This is a genomic window from Albidovulum litorale (genome assembly GCF_025751495.1).
Taxonomy (GTDB): Bacteria; Pseudomonadota; Alphaproteobacteria; order Rhodobacterales; family Rhodobacteraceae; genus Albidovulum; species Albidovulum litorale.
This window is the reverse complement of the sequence record NZ_JAOWKZ010000001.1, coordinates 159,379-170,113: the sequence shown is the minus strand read 5'-3', so window position 1 is coordinate 170,113 and position 10,735 is coordinate 159,379. Positions and strand designations below refer to the sequence as shown.

The window sequence follows — 10,735 nt, the reverse complement described above, 5'->3', positions numbered from 1 at the left end:
ATCTGTCGAATCTGGACACGGTCCCTGACACTCCCTCACCTCTATTGCCCCATCCCTAGCCGATCAGCCGCGCGGGGAAAACTCATATCTGGCCAAGCCGGAGGCGGGGCGATAGGGTCCGGCGGAACAACGCCCGGAGGTCTTTTATGAGCGCGCCCGTCTCGATTGAATTCGTTGCCGTCGATTTTGAAACCCTGAAGGCAACGGAGGGTCGGATTGCGGTTCTTCTCGCCCCGGAAGGAGCGCTTGGCACCGTCGCGCGGCGGCTCGACCGGCAGATGAAAGGTGCGTTGGTTCGGGCGACGGAAAGCAAGGCCTGGGGCAAGCTGAAGCCGGGGCAAGCGATGGACCTTGCCTATCCAGCCGGGATCAGTGCCGAAGCGGTGCAGCTTGTGAAACTGCCGAAGAAGGCCACCGTGGAAGAGGCGCGCAAGGCGGGGGGCGCGATCGGCAAGGCGCTCGGCGAATCCGGGGTGACGGTTCTGGCGGCCGGGCAGACGAAGGCGGCCGATGTCGCGATGGGCGTTGCGCTTCGCTCGTATACGTTCGCCAACTATCTCAGCGAAAGGAACAGCGACCGGGGTGCAGTCACCGTGATGGCCGACAAGCCGGTGGATGCCGGTGCGGCCTTCGCGCCGATGGCCGCCGTGGCGGATGCGGTCTGTTTTACCCGCGATCTGGTCAATGAACCCGCGAACGTGCTGACCACGACCGACTTTGCCAACCGACTGGTGGAGATGAAGACGCTTGGGCTTGAGGTCGAGGTGCTGGAGGAGAAGGACCTCGAAAAGCTCGGGATGCGGGCGCTTCTGGGCGTGGGTCAGGGTTCGGAAAGCCCTTCCAAGGTCGTCGTGATGCAGTGGAAGGGCGGCGAGAAGGGCGAGGCGCCCTTTGCGTTTGTCGGCAAGGGCGTGGTCTTCGATACCGGCGGCATCTCGATCAAGCCCGCGGCGGGCATGGAAGAGATGACGATGGACATGGGCGGCGCGGGCGTCGTGTCGGGCGTTATGCGGGCGCTCGCGCTCAGGAAGGCCAAGGCCAACGTCGTCGGCCTCGTGGGGCTCGTCGAAAACATGCCCGACGGCAAGGCGCAGCGGCCGGGCGACATCGTGAAGTCGATGAAGGGCGATACGATCGAGGTGGTGAACACGGATGCCGAGGGGCGGCTGGTTCTGGCCGATGTCCTTTGGTATGCACAGGACCGGTTTAAGCCCACCGGCATGATCAACCTCGCCACGCTGACAGGTGCGATCATCATTGCGCTGGGGCATGAGAATGCCGGGGTCTTTTCGAATGACGACAAGCTGGCGGGCGCGCTTCTGAAAGCGGCGCAGGCCGAGGGCGAGGGCGCCTGGCGGATGCCGATGGGGCCGGGCTATGACGAGTTGATCAAGACCCGGCTGGCCGACATCAAGAATACCGGCGGGCGGCCTGCGGGGTCGATTACCGCGGCGCAGTTCCTCAAGCGGTTCGTGAAGGACGAGACCCCGTGGTGTCATATCGACATCGCGGGCGTGGCGCTGCCGCCGAAGGAAACAGCACTTGCGCCCAAGGGCGCGTCCGGCTGGGGGGTGATGACGCTCGACCGGCTGGTGCGCGACATGCTGGAAGGCTGATGGGCAACGCGCTCTTCTACCACCTCACGCGATCACCGCTTGAGGCGACTTTGCCGATGTTGCTGACCAAGTCGCTTCAGGCCGGCTGGCATGTGGTGGTTCGGGGGCGCGATGCGGGGCGGCTCGACTGGCTCGACCAGAAGCTGTGGGCCGGGCCGGAAGAGGGGTTTTTGCCGCATGGGATTGCGGGCGGCAAACACGATGCATTGCAGCCGATCCTCTTGACGACCGGGACCGAGGCGCCAAACGGCGCGGCCTGTCTGATGGTTATCGACGGGGCCGAGGTTGATCCAACGGAATGCGCAAGGCTGGAACGGGTCTGCATTCTCTTTGACGGCAACGACCCCGCGGCGCTCGACCATGCGCGCGGCCAGTGGAAGGCGCTGACCGGCGCCGGGGTCGTCGCGCAATACTGGAGCGAAGAGGACGGTCGCTGGCAGAAGAAGGCGGAAAGCGGCCCGCAGAAGGCGTGATTTTTTCTGCCGTGGGCGGTGGTCAGAAAACCTTAGCGCACTCGGACCTTGGTTGGTGGCGGCGGCGAAACCTTCAGCGTGTGTTCCGCATCGGTGGCGTGACAAAGCCTTCTCAATAGATCAGCGATTCCACCACTCAGAGGGTGTGTGGTTTTCCGCACCTTCATTGATCTCCTTGTGCGAAGTTCCGCACGCGCATTTGAAGGCGCTACGTCGATATGATTTTAAGTTGTTGTAAATAATCATAAAAATGCCGTCTTTCCTCAAAAGTAACAAATCGTTGATTGTGGGGTCGCCGATCGCTTTTCTGTCTGTGAGCGTCACGTGCTGTGACGTGCCAGTTCATAAAGACGACGGGAGGTTACCAATGAAAACTCTGACGACCACGATGACCGCGATCGCGCTTGCGTTGTCCGCCGGCGCCGCTGTTGCCAGCGCAGGCTGCGACGAGGGCGAGATCGTGATGAAATTTGCCCACGTGACGAACTCCGACAAACACCCGAAGGGTATTGCCGCTTCGCTCTTCGCTGAGCGCGTGAATGCCGAGATGGACGGCACCGCCTGCATGGAGGTCTACCCGAACTCCACTCTGTACGATGATGATCAGGTTCTGGAAGCGATGCTTCAGGGTGACGTCCAGTTCGCCGCACCGTCGCTGTCGAAATTCGAAGCTTTCACCAAGCAGTTCCAGATTTTTGACCTGCCGTTCATGTTCAAGGACATCAAGGCGGTCGATGCGTTCCAGGCGTCCGAGACCGGTACGGCGATGAAGGACTCGATGGTCCGTCGAGGACTGCAGGGTCTGGAATTCTGGCATAACGGCCTGAAGCAGATGTCCGCTAACAAGCCGCTTCTGCTGCCGACCGACATGTCCGGACTGAAGATCCGCGTTCAGCCCTCTGACGTGATTGTGGCGCAGATGGAGGCGCTTGGTGCCTCGCCCCAGCCGATGGCCTTCGCCGAGGTTTATGGCGCACTGCAGACGGGCGTTGTCGATGGGCAGGAGAACACCTGGTCGAACATCTATGGCCAGAAGTTTTATGAAGTTCAGGACGGTACAACCGAAACCAATCACGGTGTGCTCGATTACCTCGTTGTCGCCTCGGTCGACTGGCTCGAAAGCCTCGACCCGGCGGTGAAGGATCAGGTCGTGACCATCCTCGCCGAAGTGACTGCCGAGCGGAACGCGGCTGTGAACCAGGTCGATGCCGAGGCCCGACAGGCGATCCTCGACAATGGCGGCGTGATCGTCGAACTGACCGACGAACAGCGTCAGGCCTGGGTCGACGCCATGAAGCCGGTCTGGGATCAGTTCGCCGACGGCATCGGGCAGGACAATATCGACGCGGCGCAGTCGTTCAACACCGGCAGCTGAGCCAATATCACCACGGTGATCCGGTAACGTGGGCCCGGCCGTAAAGGCCGGGCCCGACTAAAAAGGGGGGGAGGAAATGAGCGGAAAATATGAACCCGCGACGCCGCTGGGCCGCGTCGTAAATGAATTCGAGGAGACCGTGATCGCGGTGATCCTCGGTCTGATGACGGTCATCACATTCGTCAACGTCATTCTGCGCTATGTCTTCAACTCCTCCCTGATCTGGGGGCTGGAACTGACCTCGGCGCTTTTCGCCTGGCTTGTGCTCTTCGGCATGTCCTATGCGGTAAAGGTGACGGCTCATCTTGGCGTGGATGCGGTGATCAACATCCTGCCTCATCGCGGGCGTCGTATCCTCGCGCTGGCCGCGGCGGTCTGCTGCCTTGCTTACGCCTTCCTGCTGATGAAGGGGGCCTGGGATTACTGGGCGCCGTTCGGCGGGTTTGAACAGACCGGCGGGCGCTGGTTCCCCGAAGGCTTCATCAAGACCCGCGATCAGGCCTGGTATGAGACCGAGCAGATTCCGATGCCGGAATGGCTCAGGTTCATCGAGCCGATCTTCAATCAGGGCGAAGCCTACGAAAAGCTGCCGCGCTTTATTCCCTATGCGATGCTGCCGCTTGGCTGTGCATTGCTGCTGTTCCGCCTGATCCAGGCCACCTGGGGCATCGTCACCGGTACGCGCGAAAGCCTGATCGTCAGCCACGAAGCCGAGGACGCCGTCGACGATGTCCGCCACATGAACTACGAGGAGTGAGATAAATGGAAGTCGTCCTTCTCTTTTTCATGGTGATCGGATTCATGCTGATCGGCGTGCCGATCGCCATTTCGCTTGGCCTGTCGTCGACCCTGTTCCTCCTGTGGTTCTCCGACACCTCGCTCGCCTCGATCGCGCAGACGCTTTACAACGCGATGGAGGGGCATTCGACGCTGCTGGCGATCCCGTTCTTCATACTCGCCTCAAGCTTCATGTCGACGGGCGGCGTGGCGAAACGGATCATCCGCTTTTCCATCGCCTGCGTCGGCCACCTGCCGGGCGGTCTGGCGATCGCCGGTGTCTTCGCGTGCATGCTCTTTGCCGCGCTGTCGGGGTCGAGCCCGGCAACCGTGGTTGCCATCGGTTCCATCGTCATCGCGGCGATGCGGCAGGTCGGCTATTCCAAGGATTTTGCCGCAGGCGTGATTTGTAATGCCGGTACGCTCGGTATCCTCATCCCGCCCTCGATCGTCATGGTCGTTTATGCGTCCGCAACCGACGTCTCGGTCGGCCGCATGTTCCTTGCCGGCGTCTTCCCGGGGCTGCTTGCGGGCGGCATGCTGATGGCCACGATCCTGATCTGGGCCATCTGGAAGAACCTGCCGAAAGGCGAGTGGCTTGGCTGGGGTGAAATCCTGGAAAGCTTCGGCGAGGCGTTCTGGGGCCTGATGCTGATCGTCATCATCATGGTCGGTCTTTACGGTATCCCGGGCATCACCGCGGCGATCTTCACACCGACCGAAGCGGCCGCCGTCGCCTCTGTCTGGGCCTTCATCGTCGCAACCTTCATCTACCGCGACATGGGTCCGCTCTCACGCGACGGCAGGAACCTGACGCTGATCCAGAAGCCCATCGCGCTGGTCACCGCCTTCATCCACCGCGATACCAAGGCGACGCTCTTTGAGGCAGGGAAGCTGACCGTCACGCTGATGTTCATCATCGCCAACGCGCTGATCCTGAAGCATGTGCTGACCGATGAGCAGATCCCGCAACAGATTGCGGCGGCAATGCTCGATGCGGGTTTTGGCAAGATCGTGTTCCTGATCATCGTCAACGTGATCCTGCTGATCGGTGGCCAGTTCATGGAACCTTCGGGGCTGATCCTGATCGTGGCGCCGCTGGTCTTCCCGATCGCGATCTCGCTGGGCGTCGATCCGATCCATCTCGGCATCATCATGGTGGTGAACATGGAAATCGGCATGATCACCCCGCCGGTTGGCCTCAACCTCTTCGTGACCTCTGGCGTTGCGGGCATGTCCATGATGCGGGTCGTGAAGGCGGCGGCACCCTTCCTGGCCGTGCTCTTCGTCTTCCTGATCATCGTGACCTATGTGCCGGTCCTGTCCACATGGTTGCCGACACAGGTCATGGGGCCCGAGACGATCATCAAGTAGCGGCGGGTCGGAAAAGTTTTGTTTCAAAACTTTTCCGGGGAAGGATTTTGAACCAAAATCCTTCCCGTCCGGCGTGCTAGCCTAACCCTGCTGCCGGGTCAGACGGCTCGACAGCAGGTCGCCGGTTTCCGACAGGATCGGATAGGCGATCATGGTGAAGGCCGAGTTGACCTGTTTCAGCGCCCTCAGCGTTTCCTGATGGATGTTCGAGGTTTCGATGCTTTCCGTCAGGCCCTGTTTCAGGCGGTCGAGATGAGAGCGTTGAAGTCTTTGCTCCATGTCGCGGACGCGGTCCTTCTCCTCGACCAGCGCCCGGGCGGCATCGGGGTTCATCGTCATCAGCACATTGAGCCCCGACTGCGCGTTTGACAGGACCCGGTCGTGGAAATCGCGGATCTCCTTCCAGCCGGTTTCCGAGAAGGCGCTGCCGCTCTGGTCGCGGCGGCGGGCCAGCGCCAGCATCACATCGGAGATCGTATTGCCCGCGCTTTCAAGGTTCACGGCCATATCTGCAAGCTCCAGGCTCTTCTGCGTTGCCTCCTCGCCATCCGCAGTCCTGTGCAGCTTGGCAAGATAGAGCTTGATCGCGATATGCATCTTGTCGAGCTCGGTTTCCTTGGCACGGATCGCACTGGCCGCCGTATCGTCCCATTCATCATAAAGCCCGATGACGGACCGCAGCATCGCCTCAACCCCTTCGCCCATCTGCAGGATCTCACGTGTGGCGCAGGCCAAAGCCCGGTCGGGTTGCGTCAGTGCGGCGGGGTCGAGCGCGCTGATACGCGTCAGGTTCGACGATTGCGCAGGCGCTGTAATCCAGCGTGAGACAAGGGCCAGTACCGGGCGCGTCACCGGCAGGGCGATCAGGAGTAGCGCGAGATTGAATGCAAGATGCAGGTTGATGACCTGCCGTGCGGGCGTGGCTCCGAGATAGTCGAACGGCAGGGCAAATGCGGAGAGCGCGAAAAGCGCGAGCGCGGCGCCGCCACCCCTGAGCGCGAGATTGGCCACAATGACCCGGCGCGCCTCAATCTCGGCCCCGAGTGTCAGAACATAGGCGATGATCGCGCCGCCGAGATTGGCGCCGAGCACCATCGCCACCCCTGCCGTGACCGGCAGGACGCCCTGCGCCGCCAGCGTGACGAAGAGGAGGACGGCGGCGACCGACGAATGCACCGCCCAGGCGAAGAGCGCGCCGATGGCGAAGGCCGTAACAGGATCGCCGCCCAGATAGGTCATCGCGGTGACGAGCCCCTTGCTGTCGCGCAGCGGTTCGGTCGCGTCCCGAATCATGGTGAGCGAGACGAAGATCAGCGCGAGCCCGATCAGCACCCGGCCTGCCATTCGGTAGTCCCGGCTTTGCGATTTCAGGAACATCGCCACGCCCGCGACCAGAAGCACGGGTACGAACCAGTCGGCCCGCGTGAGCAGGATCTGCGCCACGATGGCCGAGCCGAGATCGGCGCCAAGCAGGATCGCCAGGCCCGCCGCTGCCGCCAGCGTGCCTGCGGCGACAAAGTTCGAGGTAAGAATCGCGACCGCTGTCGAGCTTTGCAGGACAATGGCCGCGCCTGTTCCCGACAGCGCCGCGACCATCCGCCGCTCCGCCCCCTGCCGCAGAAGCCGTCTCAGCGGCACGGACCAGCCGCGCTCCACCCCCGTCCGCACCAGCCGCACGGCCCAGATCAGGAGCGCGGCCGCACCCGCGACATGCAGAAGGAAGAGGAGCGGGGAGGATTCTGACAAGATTATTTCCTTTGTTTTGCTCGAGTCTCAATTTTTACGAAACTGTCATGAAACTGTTACATAAGCTGGCGGGGCAAGTCGATGCCCGCTGAAAGGGTACGTGCTGTTGGTGAAGAATATGGTGTCTTGCCGTGAGTGTTCCCGGCACATTGGCTGGCTATGACGCGTCAAGGATCGTTTTTGCGATCAGGGCAGGAACGTCCGGATGGGTGCCAATCGGATCAAGCAGGTGTCCGGTGAAGCCTGCGGTTTCTAGGGCTTCGGGGATGTCGCCGATCACATGGCCCCAACGGGCAACGAAAAGCGGCAGGCAGAGCGCCTTATCGCCCGCACCTCGTGCCGCGTGGGCGAGCGAAGGCTCTTCTTCGATGAAACCGGTTCGGACCCTAGCGAACACTGATTCAGCGGCGAACGTGTGTTCGATGGCTCGCGCGGCTTCGGCCGGGTAGTTGCTGCGGCCGGAACCGTGCGCGGCGAGGATCAGCGTGGTGTCCGCCTCGGCCCAGCCTCGCTCCGCGGTCGCCCTGCGGGCGGCTTGCAACGAAAGGACTTGCGTTTTGGTCAGAAGCCCGAAGGGCGTCAGAACAGAAAGCTCTTCATGCCCGGCCTCGGAGAGGCGTTTTGGCAGGAGCGTGCGGATGAACCACCCGTCAGCCATAAAGAACGGAAAAATTATTGGATTATCAAGCGTGTCGAGTGCGATCTTCAGAGCGTCTGGAGCCGCGAGTGTTGCTGCGCTGACTTGCCAGTCAGGAAGATAACTGGCGACGGACTTGGCAAGCCGGGCCATGTCGGCCTCAGCCGGGTCGGGGTCGGAAGGTTGGCCATGGGCCACGATGAGGGCGGATCGGGTCATGGGCAAACCCTAGCGGGGTTCACGGCGATGGCAATGCTTCCCGCGCTAAAGCGACGGATTTCAGGATCGCGTGGCAACTTGCTCCGGGCACGAGTTCAAGCGCCGCGACCGACCGCATCGTGATCCGCGCGGCAAGGGCGGTTCCGCCGCAATCGAGGCCGATATGGGCGGAGGCAGCGCCGACGGGGACCACTGAGGTGACGGTGGCAGGCAAGATATTCAGGGCCGAAAGACCCACGGGCCGGTCGCGCGAAAGCATAACGTCGCGCGCGCGAATGATTAGCCGCACTTCGGCGCCGTCCGGCCCGACCCGTCCTGGCGAAAGGATGGTGCCGCCGGAGAAATGCAGTTCGCAAAGCCCGTCATGGCTCATGCCCGCAACACGGGCGGTGATCAGGCCGCCCGGTTCTTCGCCGGGCTGGTCCGGGGTTGCGGCGAGGTGGGGCAGGATCGTGCCGGCCGGGCCGTGACCCGTGACGCGACCCTCTGCAAGGGTCAGGATCTGAGTGGCAAGCCGGGTCACCTCTGCGAGCGAATGGCTGACATAGAGGATCGGTACATTTGCTTCGTCGCGCAAGCTCTCGATAAACGGCAGTATTTCGTTTCTACGTGCCTGATCGAGTGCCGTGACGGGTTCGTCCATCAGCACCAGACGCGGCGCGGTCAGAAGCGCGCGTGCCAGTGCCACGCGCTGCGCCTCTCCGCCTGACAGGGTCTCCGGGCGCCGGGAGAGGAGCGGATCGAGGGCGAACCGCTCGACCATCCCGGCCACGGCGCCCATCTGCCCGGCGCGTCGTGCGGCATAGGCAAGGTTGCCCGCCACGTCGAGATGGTCGAAGAGCCGGGGTTGCTGGAACACGGTCGCTACGCGTCGGTGATAAGGTGGCGTGAAGTGGCGGCCCTGCTGCCAGACTTCGTCACCGAACCGCATTTCTCCGATTCCGCGTTCGAAACCGGCGATGAGGCGCAGCAGCGTGGTCTTTCCAGCACCGCTTGGTCCGAAGATCGCGGTGAGGCCGGACAACGGCAGTCGTTCATCAATTTCAATTTTTAAATCATCGCGTTGCAGCGCGACATTGATAACCAGCTCTTTCATGCGTGCCGCCTTCCGTTCAGCGCATAGAGTGCGAGCAGGATGAGGAAGGAAAGGCCAAGCAGCAGGCCCGACAGGCGATGCGCGCCGGCATAGTCGAGCGTCTCGACCTTCTCATAGATCGCGATTGAGATGACGCGGGTTTCGCCGGGGATATTGCCCCCCACCATCAGGACGACGCCGAATTCGCCCAATGTATGGGCAAAGGTGAGAACAGCGGCGGTCAGGTAGCCCCTGAGCGACAGGGGTGCGGCGACCGTCAGGAAGGCGTCAAGCGGCCGTGCGCCGAGGCTGGCCGCCGCCTCCAGCGGCGCGGGGCCTAGCTGGGTAAATGCGGATTGCAAAGGCTGGACGGTGAAGGGGAGCGAGTAGAGGAGCGAGGCGAGGACGAGGCCGGTGAAGGAGAATGTCAGCGTCGTGCCGGTGACGTTCAGCCAGAACTGACCAAGCGGGGCGGTGGGGTTGAAGGCGATGAGCAGGTAGAAACCAAGGACAGTCGGCGGCAGCACCAGCGGCAGGGCGGTCACGGCCTCGATCACGGGAGCGAGGCGCGAGCGGGTGCGGGCGAGCCACCAGGCCAATGGCGTGCCGAGGATCAGCAGCAGCACGGTCACGATGGCCGCAAGCCGTAGCGTAAGCCAGAGAGGGCCGAGATCCGTCATTCGTCTGCCTCATAGCCGTGACGGCGGATGATGGCCCTTGCAATGTCACCCCGCAGCCAGTCGAGGAAGGCGCGGGCGGCTTGGTTGTCGGTTCCATGGGCCAGCAGGATGGCGTCCTGCAGGATCGGGTCGTGCAGGTCTTGTGGGACCGGCCATGACCTGCCGGTTGCGGGCAGCGCGGAGGCAGCGATGAAGCCGATATCGGCCGCGCCGGAGGCGGTCAGGGCATAGGCTTGGCCGATGTTTTCTCCGGTCACGATTTTGTCCCAGACGATCGTCGAAATATTGAATTTTTCAATAGCCTGCATCGCGGCCTTGCCATAGGGCGCAAGGGCAGGATTAGCGATTGCGACATGGCGGGCCGCTTCGATTGCGGCGGCGGGGTCCGAAAGGTCGCGGGCAGGATCGGCAGACCAGAGAAGAAGTGCGCCGGTTGCATAGGTGAAGCGTGTTTCGGCCAGTGCTTGGCCGGTAGACGCCAACCGCATAGGCGTTTCGGTATCGGCAGAGAGAAACGCGTCAAAGGGCGCGCCGTTTGCGATCTGGGCGGCGAGCTTGCCCGTGGCCCCGGCGGTCAGGCGGATTTTGTGCCCCGTCTTAGCTGTGAAGGCCTCGGAAAGCTCCTCGGCAGCCGGACGGAAATTGGTGGCGACCGCGACCAAAGCCGATTCCGCCCGCGCGGCGGCGGTGACAAGGCAGAGGGCGAGGGTCAGGATCAGGCGCATGCGGTTCCGTTATATCCCGACGGAGATAACGGGGTCTT

General features: G+C 62.5%; 10 protein-coding genes. 5 read left to right on the top strand and 5 right to left on the bottom strand.

Annotation, left to right across the window (positions count from 1 at the left end):
• Positions 1-146: 146 nt before the first annotated feature.
• The 5 genes from OEZ71_RS00800 (at position 147) to OEZ71_RS00780 (ending at position 5,615) form a co-directional block, all read left to right on the top strand.
• Positions 147-1,616 (top strand): leucyl aminopeptidase, encoded by a 1,470-nt coding sequence (locus OEZ71_RS00800; protein ID WP_263738031.1) that lies wholly within the window; start codon positions 147-149, stop codon positions 1,614-1,616.
• Complete coding sequence (locus tag OEZ71_RS00795) at positions 1,616-2,089, top strand: DNA polymerase III subunit chi (RefSeq protein WP_263738030.1); 474 nt, start codon at positions 1,616-1,618, stop codon at positions 2,087-2,089. Before OEZ71_RS00800 ends, OEZ71_RS00795 begins: the two co-directional genes overlap by 1 nt.
• Positions 2,090-2,456: 367 nt before the next feature.
• Complete coding sequence (locus OEZ71_RS00790; protein ID WP_318527786.1) at positions 2,457-3,464, top strand: DctP family TRAP transporter solute-binding subunit; 1,008 nt, start codon at positions 2,457-2,459, stop codon at positions 3,462-3,464.
• A 76-nt stretch (positions 3,465-3,540) separates the two neighbouring features.
• On the top strand, positions 3,541-4,221 hold the full coding sequence (locus OEZ71_RS00785; RefSeq protein WP_263738029.1) for a TRAP transporter small permease: 681 nt from the start codon (positions 3,541-3,543) through the stop codon (positions 4,219-4,221).
• A 5-nt stretch (positions 4,222-4,226) separates the two neighbouring features.
• Entirely contained in the window at positions 4,227-5,615 is a 1,389-nt protein-coding gene (locus tag OEZ71_RS00780; RefSeq protein ID WP_263738028.1) for a TRAP transporter large permease, read from the top strand.
• Positions 5,616-5,696: 81 nt separating this feature from the next.
• Here the strand turns inward: OEZ71_RS00780 and OEZ71_RS00775 are convergent, their stop codons facing one another.
• From OEZ71_RS00775 to modA, 5 genes are all read right to left on the bottom strand, one after another.
• On the bottom strand, positions 5,697-7,361 hold the full coding sequence (locus OEZ71_RS00775) for a Na/Pi cotransporter family protein (protein WP_263738027.1): 1,665 nt from the start codon (positions 7,359-7,361) through the stop codon (positions 5,697-5,699).
• Between the two features lie 157 nt (positions 7,362-7,518).
• Positions 7,519-8,217 (bottom strand): CbiX/SirB N-terminal domain-containing protein, encoded by a 699-nt coding sequence (locus tag OEZ71_RS00770; RefSeq protein WP_263738026.1) that lies wholly within the window; start codon positions 8,215-8,217, stop codon positions 7,519-7,521.
• A 19-nt stretch (positions 8,218-8,236) separates the two neighbouring features.
• Positions 8,237-9,313: a molybdenum ABC transporter ATP-binding protein gene (gene modC, locus OEZ71_RS00765; RefSeq protein WP_263738025.1), complete on the bottom strand. Its 1,077-nt coding sequence runs from the start codon at positions 9,311-9,313 to the stop codon at positions 8,237-8,239.
• Positions 9,310-9,972 (bottom strand): molybdate ABC transporter permease subunit, encoded by a 663-nt coding sequence (gene modB, locus OEZ71_RS00760; RefSeq protein WP_263738024.1) that lies wholly within the window; start codon positions 9,970-9,972, stop codon positions 9,310-9,312. The genes modC and modB overlap by 4 nt, the downstream gene beginning before the upstream one ends.
• Entirely contained in the window at positions 9,969-10,697 is a 729-nt protein-coding gene (gene modA, locus OEZ71_RS00755; protein WP_263738023.1) for a molybdate ABC transporter substrate-binding protein, read from the bottom strand. Before modA ends, modB begins: the two co-directional genes overlap by 4 nt.
• Positions 10,698-10,735 lie beyond the last annotated feature (38 nt).

Coding starts and splice junctions, on each gene's coding strand:
- OEZ71_RS00800 (WP_263738031.1), top strand. CDS start 147: ATGAGCGCGCCCGTCTCGATTGAATTCGTTGCCGTCGATTTTGAAACC.
- OEZ71_RS00795 (WP_263738030.1), top strand. CDS start 1,616: ATGGGCAACGCGCTCTTCTACCACCTCACGCGATCACCGCTTGAGGCG.
- OEZ71_RS00790 (WP_318527786.1), top strand. CDS start 2,457: ATGAAAACTCTGACGACCACGATGACCGCGATCGCGCTTGCGTTGTCC.
- OEZ71_RS00785 (WP_263738029.1), top strand. CDS start 3,541: ATGAGCGGAAAATATGAACCCGCGACGCCGCTGGGCCGCGTCGTAAAT.
- OEZ71_RS00780 (WP_263738028.1), top strand. CDS start 4,227: ATGGAAGTCGTCCTTCTCTTTTTCATGGTGATCGGATTCATGCTGATC.
- OEZ71_RS00770 (WP_263738026.1), bottom strand. CDS start 8,217: ATGACCCGATCCGCCCTCATCGTGGCCCATGGCCAACCTTCCGACCCC.
- modC (WP_263738025.1), bottom strand. CDS start 9,313: ATGAAAGAGCTGGTTATCAATGTCGCGCTGCAACGCGATGATTTAAAA.
- modB (WP_263738024.1), bottom strand. CDS start 9,972: ATGACGGATCTCGGCCCTCTCTGGCTTACGCTACGGCTTGCGGCCATC.
- modA (WP_263738023.1), bottom strand. CDS start 10,697: ATGCGCCTGATCCTGACCCTCGCCCTCTGCCTTGTCACCGCCGCCGCG.